Raw genomic sequence first — 18831 nt, 5'->3', positions numbered from 1 at the left:
GCGGGTCGGACGGTGAGGTGGCTGCGATCAGGAGTGGGTGCTGGGGGTGGCCGGTGCGCCGGTCTCGGCGGTGACCGCCGAGACCTGGTCGAGCGGGACGTCCTTGCCGTCGATCGAGACGGTCGGGACCGGCCCGGCGAACGAGACGCCGGCAGCGACCCCGGAGTGGTCGACGCCGTCGGCGTCGGTCCACGACACCTGCTTGCCGACGAAGGACGAGGCCGCGACGCGCATCTGGAGCGCGAACGACTCGCGGGACGTGTCGCTCAGCTCCACGAGCTTCTCCATGGTGGTGAGCTGCGTGGTCTGCGCCATGAGCTGCGACGAGTCCATGGGGCTGCTCGGGTCCTGGTTGCGCAGCTGCGTGACCAGGAGGTTCAGGAACGCCTGCTTGTCCAGGTCGCCGCTGGGGGCGCTCGCGGGGGTCGACGCGCCTGCGGCCGCGCCGGTGGGCGACGTGGCGTACGAGGTGTCGATGGACATGGTGCCTCCGGAGAAGTTCGGGCGGTACGGGTGCCGGCGGGTTCCGGCGGTGTGTGGTGCGGCCGGTACGGCCGGTACGGCCGAGGGACGGTCAGACGAGAAGGTCGAGGCGGCCCGGCGACGCGCGGGACGTGGTGGGGTCGGGCCGGTGCCCCGCTGCATCGGCCGGCCGGGCGCCGGTCGTGCCGCCGCGGCGGTCGTCGGCCTGGCCGGCGCGCCCCCCGCCCTGGTGGCTTCCCGGGGCGTCCCCGAGCGCGTCCTGCGCCGAGCCGCCGCGCGGGCCGACGTCGACCTGCACGCCGGCGGCCGTGAGGTCGCGTCGCAGGTCGGCCAGGGACGACTTCAGCGCGTCGCGCGCGGCGTCGGTGGCGCCGACCAGCTCGACGCGCACGGAGTCGGGGCCGATGTGCGCGACGATCCGCACGGGTCCGAGGTGCTCGGGATCCACCGGGACGGTGAGGATGTGCGTGCCCTTGGCCAGCCCGTTGAGCGCGGTGAGCCGCGCTCCCAGCTGCTCCGCGAGCGGCGCGGGCGCGGGTGCCGTCGGGACGTGCGCGGGCGCCACGGCCGCGGCTGCCGGTGCCGGCGCGGGAGCGGCGGTCGGCACGGCGATCGAGGTGGCGACGACGGGCGCGGGCGACTCGTCGCCCGACGGGGTCGGGATCGCGGCCGGGCGCACGGCGGCCTCGGGGCCGGGCGTCGCCGCGGCGACTGCGGGCGTGGGCACGCCCGTCGCGGCGGTGGGCGTCGCGGCAGAGCTCGCCGCGGTCGCCGGTGCCGGCGCGGGGAGCGCGTCCGCGGCCGTCGCCGAGGCGTCGGCGAGCGGCGTCGCGACCGGTGCGTCGTCGGGTACGCCCGACGGGGCGCCGGTGGCCGGACTCGTCGGGGCTGCCGCCACCGGGGCGGTCGGGGTGGGCACCGTGGCCGCGGCGAATGCACCCGTCGGGCCGGAGGCCGGCACGGCGGACGCGTCGGCGGTCGTCGGCGCGACCACGGGCTCGGCCGGCGGCACCGTGGGCGCCACCTGAGCGGCGACCGCCAGCGCGGCAGCGGTGTCGATCGTCGCCGGGGCGGGCACCAGGGGTGCGGCAGGCGCGGTGGGCTCCGCGACAGGCAGCTCGACGCTGCTCGCGGCAGTGTCCGAGCCGGTCGCGGTGGCGTCGTCGGCGGCGGGCACGCGCGCCTCCTCGTCGTGCTGGCCCTCAGCGCGCCCGGCGCCCTCCGCACGGGCCGCGTGCGGCCGCTGCGTGCGGGGCTCGGTCGACCGCTGGGCCGGGGGCTCGGGTGCGGACGCGTCGCGCAGGGCGGTCGCGAACGGGTCCGCGGAGGCGGCGGCACGCTGGCCGCTCGTGGAGCGCACCGACGTGGCGGACGCCGCGGGGCTCGTGGCGACGGCTGCGGGCATCATGCCGCCGCTCCCGACAGGAGGTCCCACGCGAGACGCGAGGAGTCGGTGCCGCGGCTCGCGTCCTGCGAGACCTCGCCGGCCTGCGGCAGGATGCGCCGGATGGCCGTCGGCTCCGCGTAGACCTCGCGGATGTTCACGTGCTTGCCCGGCTTGGGTGCGTCGATCATCGTGCCGTTCCCGAGGTAGATCCCGATGTGGGTGCCGCCGTGGAACACGAGCAGGTCGCCCGGCTTCGCGGCCGCCATGGAGGGCACCGCGGTGCCGAGGTGCATCTGCTCGCGCGCGGTGCGCGGGACGCCCGTGATGCCCAGGTCGGCCAGCGAGCGCTGCACCAGGCCCGAGCAGTCCAGCCCGCCCTCGGCCAGGGACTCGCCGCCCCACACGTACGGGACGCCGAGGTACTTCTTCGCGGTCGCCACGAGGTCCTGCGCGGTGACGTCCGAGGCCGAGCCGGCCGACGAGACGGTCGACGACGGGACGGCCGAGACCGTCGAGGGCGCGGACGTCAGGGCAGCGGGCGACGCGCCCGCCGCCGACGTGCCGATCGCGGAACCGCCGCTCGACGTCTGCGAGGACGCGGCCGCGAGCGCGGCCTGGAAGTCGGCGGACGCAGCGGCACCGGTGGCACCGGTCGCGGCACCGGACACCGACCCGGCCGGCATGGCGGACGCGGACGGCCCGGCGAGCAGCGCGCGCAGCTCCTGCACGCGCGCCTGCACCTGGGCGATGGGATCGATGCTCACAGGGCGCCGCTCCCCACCCGGAGGGCGGCGGCCGCGCGCGCGCCCACCTCGTCCAGGACCACCTGCTCGGCGTGCAGCTCGGCCGCGCGCTCGGCGAACGCGTGGCGCTCCTCGAGCAGCTCGAGCGCGCGTGCGTCGCGGCGGGCCACGGACCACGCCTCGGTGCAGTCCTGCGTCACTTGGGTGGCCTGCGCGGCCAGGCGGTCGCGCTCGCACAGCAGCGCCGCGAGGGTCGTCCTGCTGGAGACGGCGGCGACCCAGGCGATCGCGTCGTTGGTGGAGGGCAGCCCGGCGCCCGCGAGCGCGGCCGCGGTGGCGCGGCGCAGCTCGGCGGCGCGGGCCTCGTCGCGACGCGCGACCGCCAGCTCGGCGACGGCTCGCTCCTCGGCGCGGCCGCGCAGGCGCAGCAGCCCGGCAAGGGGGAAGGCGCGGGTCATGTGAGGTCTCCCAGGGTGTGCACGAGCGCGGCGAGGCGCTGCCAGGACTCGTCGGACGTCGCCCGCTCGTCCATGGACTGCTGCAGGAATGCGTCGATGGCGCGCCCGTGCGCGACGGCCGCATCCACGAGCGGGTTGGATCCCGTCACGTACGCGCCCACGTCCAGCAGGTCCTGCGCCTGCCGCCGGGCGGCCATGACGAGCCGCAGCTGCCGGGCCAGGTCCCGCTGCGCCTGCGAGGTCACGCGGGTGGCGACGCGGCTGATCGAGCCGAGCGCGTCGATGCTCGGGAAGTGCCCGGCGACGGCCAGGCGGCGGTCGAGGACGACGTGGCCGTCGAGGATGGACCGTGCGGCGTCGGCGATCGGCTCGTTGTGGTCGTCGCCGTCCACGAGCACCGTGTAGAGCCCGGTGACCGAGCCCGTGGGGCCGGTCCCGGCGCGCTCGAGCAGCTGCGCCAGCAGGGCGAACGTGCTCGGCGGGTAGCCGCGCGTGGCGGGCGGCTCGCCGACGGACAGGCCGATCTCGCGCTGCGCCATGGCCACGCGGGTGAGCGAGTCCATCATGAGCACCGCGTGCCGGCCCTCGTCGCGCAGCTGCTCCGCGATGCGGGTCGCCACGAAGGCGGAGCGCAGGCGCACCAGGGCCGGCTCGTCGGACGTCGCGACGACGACCACGCTGCGGGCCAGCCCCTCGGGGCCGAGGTCGTCCTCGAGGAACTCGCGCACCTCACGCCCGCGCTCGCCCACGAGGGCGATGACCGACACCTCGGCCTCGGTCCCGCGCGCGATCATGGACAGCAGGCTCGACTTGCCGACCCCGGAGCCGGCGAACAGCCCGAGGCGCTGGCCGCGGCCCGCGCTCACCAGGGTGTCGAGCGCACGGACGCCGAGGCCCAGCGGCTGGTCGACGCGGGCGCGCTCCAGCGGGTGGGGCGCCTGCCCGTCGACGGGCACCCAGGCGTCCGCCCGCAGCGGCCCACGGCCGTCGATCGGGCGACCGAGGCCGTCGAGCACGCGGCCCAGCAGCCCCGATCCGACCGGGACGCGCAGGGCGCCCGCCGGCGTGACCGGCGTGCCGGCGCGCAGCCCGCGGGTCGCGCCGAGCGGCATGCAGCGGGCCGTGCCGGCCGACGACGCGACGACCTCGGCGAGCACGGCGTCCGGACCGGTCCCGATGCGGACGAGCTCGCCCACGGCCGAGCCCGTGCCGACCACCTCGAGCGTGAGCCCGACGATGGCCTGGAGCCGGCCCACCTGCTGCGGGCGGCCCGCGGCGAGCACCGACTGCGGCAGGGACGCGGTGAGGGTGGTGGTGGGACGCTCGGCGACGGCGGTCATGACGCCACCTCCAGCAGGGCGGCACGCGCGCGCCGCAGGGCGGCACCGATCCGTGCGTCGAGATGACCGTCGGCGTGCTCGGCCACGGCGTCGCCGGGCTCCAGGCTCGGGTCGGCCTCGAGCACCACGTCGACCGCGTCGGCGGTGCCGCTGGCCAGCACCGCGGCCACGTCACGCGGGTGCAGGCGGACGGTCACCGGGCCGGGACCTAGCTCGGCGGCGCGCACGCGCGCCAGGGCGGCCCGGGCGGAGCGCTCGTCGTCGGCGAGCTCCACGCCCAGCACCACCTCGGCGAGCTCGAGGGCCGCGGCGTGCACGGCAGCCGTGGTGTCCGTGAGCACCGGCGCGGCGATCTCCCGCACCACGAGCGCGGCGCGGGACAGCCCGCGCAACGCCTCGTCGACGCGGGCGGACGCCAGGACCGCGGCGCGCGCGGCCTCGGCGGCGACGGCCTCCGAGGCGACCCGCGCCTCGCGGTTGGCACGCTGCACCCCCGCCGCGTAGCCGGCGGCGAAGCCCTCGGCGCGCGCGTCGTCGTACGCCTCGGCGCGCGCGGGCGTGCTGCCCAGCGGCACGGGGCGGAACGTACGGACGTCGTCGTGCGACCCCGCAGGGGTCGACGACGCGCCCGGTGCGGCGACGTGGAACTCAGGCAACGTACTCGTCCTCGCCCTCGCGCCGGACGGTGATCTGGCCGCTCTCCTCGAGGCGTCGGATGGACTGCACGATCTCGGCGCGCGCCTCCTCGACCTGCGACAGGCGCACCGGTCCGAGCAGCTCGATCTCCTCGACGAGGTTCTCGCGCGCGCGCTCCGACAGGTTGCGCAGCACGGTCTCGCGGACCTCGTCGGCAACGCCCTTGAGCGCGACGGACAGCTGGTTGGTCTCGACCTGGCGCAGGACCATCTGCATGGCCCGGTCCTCGAGCAGCACGATGTCGCCGAACACGAACATGCGGCTGCGCACCTCTTCGGCGAGCTCCTCGTCGCGCGTCGCGAGGCCCTCGAGGATCGCCTTCTCCGTGGTCGGGTCGGCGCGGTTGATGATCTCGACGAGCGGCTGCACGCCACCGACGGCGGCGAGCTCGCGCGGCGCGAGCACGGTCGACGCCTTGCGCTGGAGCGCCTCGGCGATCACGGTGACGACGTCCGGCGAGGCACGCTCCATGAGCGCGATGCGGTGCGCGACCTCGCCCTGCAGGTTCGGCTCGAGCCCGGCCAGGATGGCGGACGCGTGGTCGGGGCGCAGGTGCGCCAGCACGAGCGCGATCGCCTGCGGGTGCTCGGCCGAGAGCAGCGAGACCACCTGGCGCGCGTCGGCGTGCTGGAGGAACTCGAACGGCTGGCCGGCCATGCTGATCTGCAGCCGCTCCAGGACACCCGCGGCCGCGTCGGCGCCCAGGGCGCCCTCGAGCAGCTGCTGGGCCATCCCGAGGCCGCCACCCACGCCGGGACCGATCACCGAGGCGGCGTAGAACTCCTCGAGCACCTCGTCGGCGACGCCCTGGTCGATGCGCTCCAGCCGCAGGATCTCGGCCGTGAGCTCCTCGATCTCCGCGACGTCGAGCGTCGACATGACGCGCGCGGCTCGCTCGCGGCCCAGCTGCATGAGCAGCATGGCCGCCTTCTGCGAGCCCGTCAGTGCGACGGCCATCAGCGCGCCCCGCTCGGGGATCCGAGCCACGTCCGCAGCAGGTCGGCGACCTCTTCGGGCTGCTCGTCGGCCAGGGCGGTGATCTCGGCGCGCTTGAGCGCGATCGGGTCCGGCTCGAGCGGGCGCGGTGCCGGGGGCAGCACGGGCAGCTCGTCCGCCCCGACGCCCTCGATGCCGAGCGCGGCCGCGCCGGGCGTGCCCAGCACGGGCAGCTCGCCGAGGTCGACGGCCGTGCGCCGGGCACGGCGCGAGCGACGAGCGAACACGATGAACGCGATGATGGCGAGGAGCACGAGGCCGCCGGCGATCGCCAGCTCGCGCACCTTCGCGTTCTCCGCGGCCACCTTCGCGTCGGCGTCGGCCTGGGCCAGCGCCGTCGCGGCGGCATCGGCCTGCGTGGTGTCGAACGCGGCCGCCTGCACGGCGAGCGTGTCGCCACGGGTGGTGTCGATGCCCGCGGCAGCGGCGATGGTCGCCTGCAGCTGGGTCAGGTCGAGGGCGGCCGCGGCCTTGTCGTCGACGACGACGGCCACGGACTGGCGCTCGACGCTGCCGGGGGCGGCCTTGACCACCTCGGTGGTCTTGTTCACGGCGTTGGTGAGGTCCTCGGTGGTGGACTTGTACGCGCCGGACTGGTCGTTGCCGTTCGGCCCGACGACGTTCTGGTCCGGGCCGAGCACGCCGGTCGCGGAGGAGTTCGAGCCCGAGTACTGCTCGGTCTTCTTCGAGGAGGCGAGCGGCGGGGTGTTCTTGGTCGCGTCGAACTTCTCGGTGGTGCGCTGCGCCTCGTCGAAGTTGAGCGACGCCGTGACGGTGACCGCCGACTTGCCGGGGCCGATCACGCGGTCGAGCAGGGTCTGCACGGACGTGCGGACGCGCTCCTCGTAGTCGGTCTCGCGGCCGCCGCTGACGCCGGTGGTGCCGGTGCCGACGGCGGAGAGCACCTTGCCGCTCGCGTCCACCACGGACACGTCGGTGGGCTGCATGTCGGGGATGCCGGCCGAGACGAGGTGCACGATCGACTGCACCTGGTCCACCGACAGCGTCTTGCCGGCACGGGTCCGCACGAACACCGACGCCGTGGGGTCCTGCTTGGTGTCCACGAAGACGGTGTCCTCGGGGATCGCGAGCTTGACGGTGGCCGCGTCGACCCCGTCGATGGAGCCGATGGTCTTGGCCAGCTCGCCCTCGAGGGCGCGCTGGTAGGTCTTCTCCTGCTGGAACTCGCTCGACGTCATGGGCATGTCGTCCAGCAGGGAGTAGCCGGCGCCGTCGGCGTTGGCGGGGATGCCGGCCGCCGCGAGGTGGATGCGCTGGCTGTACAGGTCCTTGGCCGGCACGAGCACCGTCGACCCGCCGTCGGCGAGCTGGTAGGAGACGCCCTGCGAGTCGAGCTCGTCGACGACGGCGCTCGCGTCCGCACCCGAGAGGCTGGTGAACAGCGGGCTCATGCTGGGACGGGACATCCAGCTGCTGAGGCCCACCGCACCGAGCACGAGCACGGCGACGCCGATGATCGCGAGGGTGCGCTGGGCGACGGAGAACTGCTTGACCGCGCCGGTCAGCCTCTCGAGCGCGGCCTGCATCTGCGCGGGCATCAGGCCTGCATCCGCATGATCTCGGTGAACGCCTCGACGGCCTTGTTGCGCACCGCGGCGGTCAGCTCGATCGCGAGCGAGGACTCAGCCGCGGCGATCGTGTAGTCGTGCACGTTCTCGAGCGAGCCGGTGGCGGCCTGCACCGCGAGGTCGCTCGTCGTCGACTGCAGCTGCTGCAGGCTGTCGACGGAGCCGAGGACGTTGTCGAAGGCGGCGCCGTGCGACGCGGGCATCGCGGAGGGAGCGGCCACCGAGGTGGCGGGCGCCGCGGCGGTGACCGCGCTGACGGCGGCGACGGGGAGGGTCATCAGGAGCGTCCGATCTGCAGTGCTGCGGTGTAGGTCTCCTTGGCGCGGTCCACCACGGCGGCGTTCGCCTGGTAGCCGCGCTGGGCCATGATCAGCTGGGCCATCTGGCTCGACATGTCGATGTCGGGGTAGCGCACGTAGCCCTGCGCGTCGGCCAGCGGGTGGTCGGGCTCGTACACGAGGCGACCCTCGGCGCTGCCGAACTCCACGCCGGCCACCTGCGCGCCGCCCTCGGCGCCCGGGGTCTCCTGCGCGACGACGTAGCGCTGCTGGAAGGCCGCCTCGGAGGTGGAGCGCACGGTCGAGACGTTGGCCAGGTTGTCGGACACCGCGTCGAGCCAGGTGCGGTGCACGGTGAGACCGGACTGCGCGATGCCGATCGCGCCGAAGATGCCCATCAGGCGGTCCTCAGCGCGGCGCGCATGGAGGCGAAGTCGCCCGAGATGGCCTGGGAGGCCACCTGGTAGCGCAGGTTGGTCTCGACGTTGAGCAGCGTCTGCTCGTCGAGGTTGACGTTGTTGCCGTCCTCGCGGGTCGCGGCGAGCGAGCGGTGCATCTGCGCACCTGCCGCGCCGTTCCCGTTCCGCACCGCACTCTCGAGCGCGCCCTCGAACTCCACGACGCGGGCGTGGTAGCCCGGCGTCTGGAGGTTCGCGACGTTGTCCGCGATCGCCCGCTGCCGCAGCGCGAGCCCATCGAGCGCGCTGCCGAGCGCGACATGGCTCACCGAGTCCATCAAACCCATGACAGGGTCACCCCATCGACGATGTGTGGTGCGGCCTGTCCGTGGCCTGAGAAGCGAGCGATCCGTGCTCGCTGTCCCCATCGGGCCGGTTCACGGCCATGTGAGGATTTCGCTGCGCGAGTTCGCGCGGCACTGCGCGAGGGTGGTCGTGCAGGTCAGGCCTGCGTGTCGACGTACACCGCGACCTCGTCGGGACGCGTGCGCAGCGCGTCCAGGGCCACCGAGTGGCGGCGGCTGCGCGTGATGGCCTCGACGGTCACCTGCGCCGCGCGCGTCTGGCGCTCGAGCAGGGCGGTGGCGCGGACCGTCAGGCTCGCCGGGAGCGGTCCGAGGCCTGTGGGCGGGACCCACGCGGCGAGGCGCGCGACCTCGGCGGGCGCGGGGAGGTGGGCGCTGCGCAGCGTCTCCTCGACCCAGGCGACGTCCAGCTCGAGCGCGTCGAGCGCGCTCGTCCAGGACGCGTCCCAGTTCCCGGTCGTGGACATCAGCCCACGCCGAGCAGTCCTGCGCCGTGCGCGTCGGTCGCCGCGGTGGTCTGCGGAGCGCTCACGGAGACGGCCTGAGCGGCGGCGTGCCATGCGGCCCGCAGCGGCTCGACCATGTCGCGGCACTCGGCCACCTTCTCGGAGTCGCCCTGAACGCCGGCGTCGACCAGCGTGGTGAACAGGTAGCGGTAGATCGCCATGAGCTGCTCGCCGCCGTCCCACACGCGCTCGTCGAGGCTCGACATGAGCTCGGCGACGATGTCCTGGGCGTGCTGCAGGTGCGACGCGCCGGTCAGCCGGTCGCCCATCACGAGCGCGGAGCACCCGCGGTCGAGGTCGAGCAGCAGGCGGTCGTACAGCATCGTGAGCAGCCTGGCAGGGCCGACGGTGGAGACGGCGTCGGTGACGTAGCGGGAGCGGGCGTCGATCATGGCGGTTCCTCGGTCAGCTCGACGTGGGGAGTGAGGACAGCTGGCCGGCGAGCCAGCTCGACTGCGACTTCAGGCCCGAGAGGGTGACCTCGAGCGCGGAGTAGGTGGCCTGCAGGCTCGCGCGGCGCAGCTCGAGCCGGACGTCCCAGTTGTCGATCTGGCTGCCGAGGTCCTTCACGAGCGTCTGCTGCCCGGCGATCTGGAGCGTGAGCGAGCCGTCGACCGAGTCGGAGGCGCCGTCGGCGACGTCGGCCACCCGCTGGGCGACCCCGGCGACGATCTTCTGGACCTGGGCCGGGTCGGCGGCGAGCGCCACGCTGAACGCCTTCTCGTCGAACGAGAACGTGCCGTCGCGGCCGATCACGATGCCGACCGTGGACGGTGACACGCCGTCGACGGGGTAGGAGGCGGCCTGCTGGAGCCGCTGCGTCAGCTCGCGGGTCGCGGCGCTGCCGGAGAAGATCCCGCCCGTGACGACGGAGCGGCCGTCGTCCCCGGTGGTCGTGGTGCTCCCGCTGCGGCTGGCGATCTCCGACAGGACCAGGCCCACCTGGCTGACGAGTCCGGACGCGAGCGACTTCGCGGCGTCGGTGTCGCGGGCGACGTCCAGGGTCACGGGCTTGCTCTCGACGGCCGAGACCGTGATGGAGACACCGGAGAGGACGCCGTCGAACGTGTTGGTGGACGACGTGACCGGCAGCGCGGCACCGGTGCCGGACCACAGGGTGATCGCCGCGTCGCCCGCGGCGCGCAGCGTGGTGGTCGCCAGCGCGGGCTTGCCGGCGCTGGCCGCGGCGGGACCCGCCACGAGCTCGAACGCCTTGCCGGCGCCCGTCTCGGCGCCCGTGAGCTGCAGGCGCGTCTGGCCGCCCGCCGTGACGACGGTGGCCGTGACGTTGGCGCCGGAGCCGCTGATGGCGCTGGCGAGGTCGGCGGCGCTGGAGCCGACGGCGACCTCGGTGGTCGAGCCGTCCGGCCGGCGCAGCGTGAGGGTGGTGGCGCCGCCGAGCCCGGCGACGAGGTCGTCGTACGAGACGAGCGAGACCTGGCTCGCCGCGACGGCGTCGACGGTGAAGGAGAGGGAGGACGGCGTCGCACCGGCGGTGGTGGTCGCCGTGACCGAGGTGGCGGAGGAGGTGGCCTTGGTGACCTGCCACGACGACGCCGTCGCGGCCTTGGTGGCGGCCTCGCCGAGCGAGGCGACCTTGGTGTTGAGCGCCTGCAGCGCGGTGACGAACGACGTCGTCTGCGTCTGCTTCGTCTTGAGCAGCGACTGCGGCGCCGACTCGACCTGCATGAGCTGGTTGATCAGGCTCGTGGTGTCGAGCCCGCTGACCAGCCCGTCGATGCCGAGCGAACCCATGTCTTCCTCCGTGCGAGTCAGGTGGCGCCCGGCGGCGGGCGACGGTCTGTCAGCCCGCCACCGGGCGGTCGAGCACCGGTCCGGGTCCGCGGCGTGGATGTGGTGCCTGCGGACCCGGCCCGGTCGAGCGATCAGCTCAGGTCAGGTCACCGCAGGAGCGAGAGCACGCCCTGGGGGATCTGGTTGGCCTGCGCGAGCATCGCCGTGCCGGCCTGCGACAGGATCTGCGAGCGCGTGAAGTTGACCATCTCGGAGGCCATGTCGGTGTCGCGGATGCGGGACTCCGAGGCGGACAGGTTCTCGACCGCGACGTTGACGTTCTTGATGGTGTGCTCGAGGCGGTTCTGGTCCGCACCGAGCTTGGCGCGAGCGGTCGAGACGTTGCCGATCTCGGTGTCGACGGTGCCGATCGAGGCGAGTGCCTTGGTGGCGTCCGAGACGTCGAGGCCCTTGACCGTGGCGCCCAGCGTCTTGATGTTCGCCATGTTGACCGTGACCTGGTCGTCGGCGGCCGTGGAGCCCGCGCCGACCTGGAACGTCAGCGACGCCTTGGAGCCGTCGAGCAGCTTGGTGCCGTTGAAGTTGGTCGAGCCACCGATGCGCGTGAGCTCGTCACCGAGGGAGTCGATCTCGGTCTTGATGTTGGCGCGAGCCGCCGCGTTGTTCGAGTCGTTGCCCGCCTGGACGGACAGGTCGCGCACACGCTGCAGGATGGAGTGCACCTCGGTCAGGGCACCCTCAGCGGTCTGCACGACCGAGATGCCGTCCTGGGCGTTGCGGGCCGCCATCTTCAGGCCGCCCACCTGCGAGCGCAGGCCCTCGGAGATCGCCAGACCGGCCGCGTCGTCCGCAGCGCGGTTGATGCGGAAGCCCGACGAGAGCTTCTCGAGCGACTTGCTCAGGTCGTTCTGCGTGTTGGACAGGTTGCGGTACGAGTTGACGGCCGCGATGTTCTGGTTGATCGAGAGACCCATGATGATCTTCCTCCTGAATAGGGGTCGGACTGCCCATCCGTGGGCATGTCCCTCCTATCGACCGCGCCACCGGGCCGATGAGGGTTTCTTCTGAAGCAGCTGCAGACATGAGAAGACCCGGCGGCCGGCCGGCACGAAGCCGACCCGCCACCGGGTCTCGTCGGGTGGTCGCCCCGAGGGGCTACCGGTCAGGTCACCGCAGGAGCGAGAGCACGCCCTGGGGGATCTGGTTGGCCTGCGCGAGCATCGCCGTGCCGGCCTGCGACAGGATCTGCGAGCGCGTGAAGTTGACCATCTCGGACGCCATGTCGGTGTCGCGGATCCGCGACTCCGAGGCCGACAGGTTCTCGACCGCGACGTTGACGTTCTTGATGGTGTGCTCGAGGCGGTTCTGGTCCGCACCGAGCTTGGCGCGAGCGGTCGAGACGTTGCCGATCTCGGTGTCGACCTTGCCGATGGAGGCGAGGGCGTTGGCCGCGGTGTCCACGGTCAGGGCCTTGACCTTGCCACCGAGGGCGCTGATGTCCGCCATGCCGACGGTGACCTGGTCGTCCGCGGCGACCGAGCCGGCGCCGACCTGGAACGTCAGCGAGGCGTTGGAGCCGTCGAGCAGCTTGGTGCCGTTGAAGTTGGTCGAGGCACCGATGCGGGTGAGCTCGTCGCCGAGGGAGTCGATCTCGGTCTTGATGTTGCTGCGAGCGGCCGCGTTGTTGGAGTCGTTGCCCGCCTGGACGGACAGGTCGCGCACACGCTGCAGGATGGAGTGCACCTCGGTCAGGGCGCCCTCGGCGGTCTGCACGACCGAGATGCCGTCCTGGGCGTTGCGGGCCGCGACCTTGAGGCCACCGACCTGCGAGCGCAGGCCCTCGGAGATCGCCAGACCGGCCGCGTCGTCCGCAGCGCGGTTGATGCGGAAGCCCGACGAGAGCTTCTCGAGCGACTTGCTCAGGTCGTTCTGCGTGTTGGACAGGTTGCGGTACGAGTTGACGGCCGCGATGTTCTGGTTGATCGAGAGACCCATGATGATCTTCCTCCTGAATAGGGGTCGGACTGCCCATCCGTGGGCATGTCCCTCCTATCGACCACCCCCGCGGGGCGATGAGGACTTCTCCCGTGGGATTCTCAGGCAGACGCGGGCTGCGCGGTGCGCGCCTCAGCGGCGTCCGACGCACCCACGGGCGTCGGCACGAAACCCAGACGCTCGCCGGCGAGCTGCGAGCTCTGGGCGGCGCGCGTGGCGATCGCCGCGAAGTAGGTCTGACGGCGACGCTCGGCGACACCGTCGGGGCGCTCGGCCTCGGCCACCAGGCTCGGCTCGAAGTGCGTGTTGAGCCCGTCGCGCAGCAGCAGCAGGGCCTCGGTGCGCAGCTGGCTGATGCGCGACTGCGTGACGCCCAGCGACTCGGCCACCTCGGCCACGGGGCGGTCCTCGAGGAAGATCGCGGTGACCACGCCGCGCAGGCGCTCGGGCAGGGAGTCGACCGCGGCGCGCAGCCACTGGATGCGCTCGGAGGCGAGCACCGACTCCTCGGGCGTGCTGGTGGAGTCGACGATCATGTCGGCGATGACGCCCTCGCTCGCGTCGATGCTCAGCACCCGGCGCTCCGCGTCCCCGCGGGTCTTGTCCACGGTGCGCACGTCGACGCCGAGCGCGGTCGCGAGCTCCTCGCGCGTCGCCGCGCGTCCCAGCGAGGCGGCGAGCTGCTCGGAGGTGGCCGCCAGCTCGCGGACGCGGGTGCGGGTCCCCCGGGTCGCCCAGTCCATCGATCGCAGCTCGTCCACGAGCGCCCCGCGGATCCGCAGCGACGCGTAGCGCGCGAACGGCACGCCGGTGCTGGGGTCGTACGCCCGCGCCGCCAGCACGAGGGCGAGGCTGCCCGCCGAGGCGAGGTCGTCGCGCGAGACGGTGGGGGGAACCCGCCGCAGCACCTCGGAGACGGCGTAGCCGACGAGCGCGAGGTTGGCCACGACGAGGTCGTTGGCGGAGGAGGTCTCTTGGGTCACAGGTCATCGCTCGGCGTCGCGGCCGCGAGGCTTAAGCAACTTCGTAAAGAAAGTTTTCGAGCGGCCGACTAGGCCGAACGGGGACTTTCGGCCCTGGTCCACAGTGTGACCTGGGCAATTACTGGCCTGTCAGCCACTGGGGGCTAGCACCCAACTACGGTGTGACATGAATCACACTCCGGCGTGGCGTCAACTGGACGTTTGTCTACGTTCTTCCGCTAGAACACGCACCACGCCCTCTGCCGGCTCGCGGCGACTCTGGACCGGTCGGGCAAAACGGGCTCAACTGGCCTCCCAGAAGATTCAGGACCACCACCCGGTTGCCGATAGTTCAGGGCGGAAGCGCGCCGACACCCCTCGTGCCGGCCGCGCGCAGACGACAGGAGGAACCGATGGCTCTCAACAGGCTGTCCGAGGTGCTGTGGCACGAGCGGAACCTGCTCGAGCTGCTGCTCTTCAAGCTGGAGGAGGAGCAGCTGCTGCTCACCAGCGGCCGTTCGCGCTGGCTCGCCCACGCGACGCGCGAGGTCGAGACGGTGCTCGCGCAGATCCGCGACGCCGAGCTCGGTCGCGCCGTGGAGGTGGCGACCGTCAGCGCGGAGCTGGGCCTGCCCGAGGGCGCCAGCCTCTCCGCACTGGCCGAGGCCGCGCCCGAGCCGTGGTCCGACCTCCTGCGCGCGCACCGCGAGGCCTTCGCCTCGCTGACGACCCAGATCTCCCAGCTGGCCGACGGCAACCGCGAGCTGCTCGCGATGTCGCACCGCGCCACGCAGGAGACTCTCGCCTCCCTGCACGACGTCCACACCTACGACGGCAGCGGCCAGAGCGCGGCCGCCGAGCCGGCGGCTCGCCTCGTCGACCGCACGTTCTGAGGAGAACGACACCGTGAGCACCTTTTCCGGCCTCGGCACCGCGCTGAGCTCCCTCGTCGCCCAGCGCCAGGCCCTCGAGGTCTCGGGGCAGAACATCGCCAACGCCAACACCGTGGGGTACACCCGCCAGCGGGCCACCCTCACGTCGATCTCCGCCACCCAGGGGGCGTCGATGTTCTCCACCGGCACCGGTGTCGGCCTCGGCACGCGCGTGAGCAGCGTCGACCGGCTCGGCGACATCTTCCTGGACGCGAAGGTCCGCACCAGCACGTCTGCGTCGTCCTACCTCGCCGCGCGCGCCGAGGCGTACGCGGCGCTCGAGAAGGGCGTGGGCGAGCCGGCCGACACCGGCCTGGCGTCGCAGCTGTCGACCATGTGGTCGGCGTGGCACGACGTGGCGAACGCTCCCGACAAGGCCTCGACGCGGGCCGTCCTCATCGAGGACTCCAAGGCCGTGGCCGAGCGCGTCGGCACGCTGTACTCCACCGCGGAGACGCAGTGGAACCAGACGCGCTCGACCACCGTCGCGCTGGTCGACCAGGTGAACACGGCCGCCGCGGGCATCGCCGACCTCAACAACCGCATCCTGCAGATCACCAACTCGGGCGGCACCGCGCACGAGCTCGCGGACCAGCGTGACCAGCTCGCGACCCAGCTCTCGAGCCTGGTCGGCGCCTCCACCGAGGTGCGCCCCGACGGTCGCGTCGACGTCTTCGTCGGTGGCAACGCCCTGGTCTCGGGCAACCGCTCCAACCCGCTGGCCGTGACCGGTGCCACCACGTTCGGCGAGGTCACCGCGAGCCCCGGCACCGCCGTCTCGGTGGTCTGGGCCGACCGCCCCACGCAGGGCGTGGGCCTCGAGGGCGGCCGGGTCGCCGGCCTGCTCTCGGTGCTCGCCCCCGCGGACGCGACCGGGACGGGCGGCGTCCTGGCCGAGGCCGCCGCGCGCTACGACGCTTTCGCCCAGACGCTCGCGACGCAGGTGAACGCGCTGCACGGCTCCGCGGTCACCCCGGGCGGGGCCGCGGGCGGGGAGTTCTTCACGTTCACGCCGGGCGTCCCCGCGGCCCTCGGGCTGCGCGTCGCCATCACCGACACCGCGGACATCGCCGTCGCCGCGCCGGGCGCGGGCGCGTTCGACTCGTCGGTCGCGGACGCGATCGCCGGGCTCCGCACGCGGGACGACGGCCCCGACGCCACGTGGAAGCACACCGTCGTCGAGGTCGCCACGCGCACCGCGAGCGCGGGCGCACGTGCCACGGTCGCCGAGGCGGCCCGCTCCACCGCCGAGGGTCAGCAGCTCGCGCAGGCGAGCGTCGACACCGACGAGGAGACTGTCAACATGCTCGCGTTCCAGCGTGCCTACGAGGGCGCCGCGCGGGTGCTGTCGGCCATCGACGAGATGCTCGACACCCTCATCAACCGCACCGGTCTGGTCGGAAGGTAGAACCCATCGTGATCACCCGAGTGACCCACCAGTCGATCCAGCGCAACACGCTGGCCAACCTCCAGGGCAACCTGACGGCCATGTCCGCGCTGCAGTCCAAGCTGTCGAGCGGCAAGAACATCACGGTGCCGTCGGACGACCCTGCCGCCGCCTCGGACATGCTCCAGCTGCGCGGCGACCAGCGCGCGATCTCGCAGTACCAGCGCAACACGTCCGACGCCGACTCGTGGCTCACCACGGTCGACTCGGCGTTGACCGGCTCGCTCGCGACGCTGCGCCGCGTGCGGGACATCACCGTCCAGGGCGGCAACGGCGCGCTCGGCACCACGTCCCGCGAGGCTCTCGCCGCCGAGCTGGACGGCCTGCGCTCCGCGCTGCTCGCGCAGGCGAACACCACCTACATGGGGCGCACGGTCTTCGCCGGCACCTCTGACGCGGGAGTCGCGTTCGACGCCTCGTACTCCTGGACCGGCACGGGCGCGCCCGTCGAGCGCCGGGTCGGCGCCGACGCCACCGTCCGCGTCGACGCCGACGGTGCCGCCGTCTTCGGCACGGGCGCGGGCTCGGTGTTCCAGCTGATCGACGACATCGCGACGACCCTGCGCGCGGGCGGCGACCCGACGTCCAGCCTGGGCGCGGTGGACACGCGCATGGACGCGATGCTCAACCAGCTCGCCGGCGTCGGCGCGCGGCACAAGCAGGTGCTCGACACGCAGAGTGCCCTGCTGGGCGACGCGCTCGACGTGAAGGCGCACCTGGCCAGCGTCGAGGACATCGACCTGGCCGAGGTCATCCTCGAGCTGCAGACCCAGGAGGTCGCCTACAAGGGGGCCCTCGGGGCAGGGGCCAAGGTGCTCCAGCCGACGCTGCTGGACTTCCTGCGATGAGCACGGCGACCGTGCGCGTCGGGGACCACGACGTCCCCGCCGTCCTCGAGATGGTCGAGGCGATCCCGGGCCTCCCCGGCCGCTCGACGTTCGGCCTCGAGCCGCTGGACGACGCGGGCGTGCTGTTCGCGATGCGCTCGCGCGGCGACGAGCCCCCCGCGCGGCTCTTCGTCGTGGACCCGGCCGCGCACTTCCCCGACTACGCGGCGCAGGTGGGCGCGGACGGCCAGGCCCTGCTCGTCGTCGTGCACCCCTCCGCCGCGGGCGAGCCGCCCACGGCGAACCTGCTCGCGCCGCTGGTCGTCGAGCTCGGCACGGGCCGTACGCGGCAGACCGTGCTGGACGAGGACTGGCCGCTGCGCGCACCGATCGGCTAGATGTCTCACGTCTGAGCGCTCCCGGCCGATGGGCAGGCCGAGTGCTCAGTCAAGGAGGCAGTCGATGTCATCATCCAGCCGCGTCGCGATCCAGCGGCAGGCCCTCGTGCACGGCGACGGCTCCCTGTTCGGCTACGCCGTTCGCGCCAGCGTGACGGACCCGCAGGACACCGCGACCGTGATGACCCCGGCCGCCGAGGAGCGCCTCGCCGACGAGGCCTACGCCGCGACGGACTTCCGCCAGCTGGTCGGCGACCGGCCCGTGCTGCTCCGCATGGGCTCCCGGATGCTGCAGGGCCACGAGCCCCTGCCGGCCACGCCCCGTGCCCTGGTCGCCGAGGTGCCCAGCGCGGTCGCGCGCACGGAGGGCGCCGACGAGCTGGTCGCCTCGCTCCGCGACCGCGGCGTGGGTGTCGCGCTGGCCGGGTACACCGCGAGCCTCGCCGAGGACGAGCTGCTGCCGCTGGCCGACCTCGTCAAGATCGACCTGCGCCGCGACCGCGAGCACCTCGCCGACCTCGTCGGCCGCATCCACGACGGCGGCGCGTGGGCCGTGGGCGAGCACGCCACCACGCGCGAGCGGTCGGCCCTGGCCAGCGAGCTCGGGATCGACCTCGTGCAGCGCCCCCTCATCCAGCGCCAGGAGCCCGGCCGCGGGCGCGCGCTGTCGGCCGGCGAGGTCCAGCACCTCGAGCTGGTCCGCCTGCTCGCGGCCGAGGTGCCCGACCACGCCCAGGTGGTGCGCGCCGTCAGCTTCGACCCCGAGCTCTCCATGCGCGTGCTCCAGGTGGTCAACGCGTCGGCCACCGGGCTGAGCCACCACGTCGACTCCCTCCCCCGCGCCGTCGGGCTGCTGGGCCCGCGCCGGCTCGGCACGCTCGTGTCGTCGATGCTCGTCGGCTCGGAGCCCGCGCCCGTCGACGTGCTCTGGTCCGTCCTCACCCGCGCCCTCGCGTGCTGGCGGCTCGCGTCGAACGACGACGCGGCCTACACCGTGGGGATGCTGTCGGCGATGGCCGGCGCCCTGGACGTGTCGATCGAGTCCGTCGTGGAGCGGTCCGGCGTCTCGGCGGAGCTGGCCCGCGGTCTGCGCGGCCAGGGCGGCTTCTACGGGTCCGTGCTCGACGCGGCGATGGGCCACGAGGCCGACGACCCGGCGGCGGTGCGCGCGGCGGGGTTCAACCCGATCGAGGTGGCGCGCACCTACCTGCGGGCCATGCCAGAGGCCCTCTCGGCCGCGACCGCCATGGGCGCCGGGGTGCAGCAGGCCGCGTAG

22 protein-coding genes are annotated in these 18831 nt (G+C 73.6%); 5 read left to right on the top strand and 17 right to left on the bottom strand.

Features of this window, described 5'->3' with window-relative positions; genetic code table 11:
- Nucleotides 1-27 precede the first annotated feature (27 nt).
- The 17 genes from QRT05_RS04335 to QRT05_RS04255 form a co-directional block, all read right to left on the bottom strand.
- Entirely contained in the window at nt 28-483 is a 456-nt protein-coding gene (locus QRT05_RS04335) for a flagellar hook assembly protein FlgD (RefSeq protein WP_289445607.1), read from the bottom strand.
- A gap of 91 nt (nt 484-574) precedes the next feature.
- Nucleotides 575-1891, bottom strand: coding sequence for a flagellar hook-length control protein FliK (locus QRT05_RS04330; RefSeq protein WP_289445605.1), 1317 nt, complete (start codon nt 1889-1891; stop codon nt 575-577).
- Nucleotides 1888-2634, bottom strand: a complete 747-nt coding sequence (locus tag QRT05_RS04325; RefSeq protein WP_289445603.1) for a C40 family peptidase — start codon at nt 2632-2634, stop codon at nt 1888-1890. The genes QRT05_RS04330 and QRT05_RS04325 overlap by 4 nt, the downstream gene beginning before the upstream one ends.
- Nucleotides 2631-3071 (bottom strand): flagellar export protein FliJ, encoded by a 441-nt coding sequence (locus QRT05_RS04320; protein ID WP_289445602.1) that lies wholly within the window; start codon nt 3069-3071, stop codon nt 2631-2633. Before QRT05_RS04320 ends, QRT05_RS04325 begins: the two co-directional genes overlap by 4 nt.
- Nucleotides 3068-4411 (bottom strand): FliI/YscN family ATPase, encoded by a 1344-nt coding sequence (locus tag QRT05_RS04315; RefSeq protein ID WP_289445599.1) that lies wholly within the window; start codon nt 4409-4411, stop codon nt 3068-3070. The genes QRT05_RS04320 and QRT05_RS04315 overlap by 4 nt, the downstream gene beginning before the upstream one ends.
- Complete coding sequence (locus QRT05_RS04310) at nt 4408-5067, bottom strand: FliH/SctL family protein (protein WP_289445597.1); 660 nt, start codon at nt 5065-5067, stop codon at nt 4408-4410. The genes QRT05_RS04315 and QRT05_RS04310 overlap by 4 nt, the downstream gene beginning before the upstream one ends.
- Nucleotides 5060-6064 (bottom strand): flagellar motor switch protein FliG, encoded by a 1005-nt coding sequence (gene fliG / locus QRT05_RS04305; RefSeq protein ID WP_289446116.1) that lies wholly within the window; start codon nt 6062-6064, stop codon nt 5060-5062. Before fliG ends, QRT05_RS04310 begins: the two co-directional genes overlap by 8 nt.
- Nucleotides 6064-7662: a flagellar basal-body MS-ring/collar protein FliF gene (gene fliF / locus QRT05_RS04300; RefSeq protein WP_289445595.1), complete on the bottom strand. Its 1599-nt coding sequence runs from the start codon at nt 7660-7662 to the stop codon at nt 6064-6066. Before fliF ends, fliG begins: the two co-directional genes overlap by 1 nt.
- Nucleotides 7662-7970 carry a flagellar hook-basal body complex protein FliE gene (locus tag QRT05_RS04295; protein ID WP_289445593.1) on the bottom strand — a complete coding sequence of 103 codons (309 nt, stop codon included), beginning with the start codon at nt 7968-7970 and terminating at the stop codon, nt 7662-7664. The genes fliF and QRT05_RS04295 overlap by 1 nt, the downstream gene beginning before the upstream one ends.
- Nucleotides 7970-8368: a flagellar basal body rod protein FlgC gene (flgC, locus tag QRT05_RS04290; RefSeq protein ID WP_289445591.1), complete on the bottom strand. Its 399-nt coding sequence runs from the start codon at nt 8366-8368 to the stop codon at nt 7970-7972. Before flgC ends, QRT05_RS04295 begins: the two co-directional genes overlap by 1 nt.
- Nucleotides 8368-8715, bottom strand: coding sequence for a flagellar basal body rod protein FlgB (locus QRT05_RS04285; protein ID WP_289445589.1), 348 nt, complete (start codon nt 8713-8715; stop codon nt 8368-8370). Before QRT05_RS04285 ends, flgC begins: the two co-directional genes overlap by 1 nt.
- 155 nt (nt 8716-8870) lie before the next feature.
- The gene (locus QRT05_RS04280; RefSeq protein ID WP_289445587.1) at nt 8871-9200 is read right to left on the bottom strand and encodes a hypothetical protein; all 330 of its coding nucleotides are present in this window, start codon (nt 9198-9200) and stop codon (nt 8871-8873) included.
- Nucleotides 9200-9631 (bottom strand): flagellar export chaperone FliS, encoded by a 432-nt coding sequence (gene fliS, locus QRT05_RS04275; RefSeq protein WP_289445585.1) that lies wholly within the window; start codon nt 9629-9631, stop codon nt 9200-9202. Before fliS ends, QRT05_RS04280 begins: the two co-directional genes overlap by 1 nt.
- A gap of 13 nt (nt 9632-9644) precedes the next feature.
- A complete protein-coding gene (gene fliD, locus QRT05_RS04270) occupies nt 9645-10994 on the bottom strand; it encodes a flagellar filament capping protein FliD (protein ID WP_289445583.1) in 1350 nt (449 codons plus the stop codon).
- Between the two features lie 146 nt (nt 10995-11140).
- Entirely contained in the window at nt 11141-11968 is an 828-nt protein-coding gene (locus tag QRT05_RS04265) for a flagellin N-terminal helical domain-containing protein (protein WP_289445581.1), read from the bottom strand.
- Nucleotides 11969-12161: 193 nt separating this feature from the next.
- A complete protein-coding gene (locus tag QRT05_RS04260; protein ID WP_289445579.1) occupies nt 12162-12989 on the bottom strand; it encodes a flagellin N-terminal helical domain-containing protein in 828 nt (275 codons plus the stop codon).
- Nucleotides 12990-13090: 101 nt separating this feature from the next.
- Complete coding sequence (locus tag QRT05_RS04255; protein ID WP_289445577.1) at nt 13091-13972, bottom strand: sigma-70 family RNA polymerase sigma factor; 882 nt, start codon at nt 13970-13972, stop codon at nt 13091-13093.
- Nucleotides 13973-14364: 392 nt separating this feature from the next.
- Here QRT05_RS04255 and flgN point away from each other — a divergent pair, with 392 nt between their 5' ends.
- From flgN to QRT05_RS04230, 5 genes are all read left to right on the top strand, one after another.
- Nucleotides 14365-14844 carry a flagellar export chaperone FlgN gene (gene flgN / locus QRT05_RS04250; protein ID WP_289445575.1) on the top strand — a complete coding sequence of 160 codons (480 nt, stop codon included), beginning with the start codon at nt 14365-14367 and terminating at the stop codon, nt 14842-14844.
- 13 nt (nt 14845-14857) lie between these two features.
- Complete coding sequence (gene flgK, locus QRT05_RS04245) at nt 14858-16291, top strand: flagellar hook-associated protein FlgK (RefSeq protein ID WP_289445573.1); 1434 nt, start codon at nt 14858-14860, stop codon at nt 16289-16291.
- Nucleotides 16292-16299: 8 nt separating this feature from the next.
- Nucleotides 16300-17178: a flagellar hook-associated protein FlgL gene (flgL, locus tag QRT05_RS04240; RefSeq protein WP_289445571.1), complete on the top strand. Its 879-nt coding sequence runs from the start codon at nt 16300-16302 to the stop codon at nt 17176-17178.
- Complete coding sequence (locus QRT05_RS04235) at nt 17175-17555, top strand: flagellar assembly protein FliW (protein WP_289445569.1); 381 nt, start codon at nt 17175-17177, stop codon at nt 17553-17555. Before flgL ends, QRT05_RS04235 begins: the two co-directional genes overlap by 4 nt.
- A 64-nt stretch (nt 17556-17619) precedes the next feature.
- Nucleotides 17620-18831 carry an EAL and HDOD domain-containing protein gene (locus QRT05_RS04230; RefSeq protein WP_289445567.1) on the top strand — a complete coding sequence of 404 codons (1212 nt, stop codon included), beginning with the start codon at nt 17620-17622 and terminating at the stop codon, nt 18829-18831.

It is taken from the genome of Cellulomonas edaphi (genome assembly GCF_030362815.1).
Classification (GTDB): Bacteria; Actinomycetota; Actinomycetes; order Actinomycetales; family Cellulomonadaceae; genus Cellulomonas; species Cellulomonas edaphi.
Note: the sequence above shows the minus strand (reverse complement) of the source record. Positions and strands in the feature narration are given on the sequence as shown.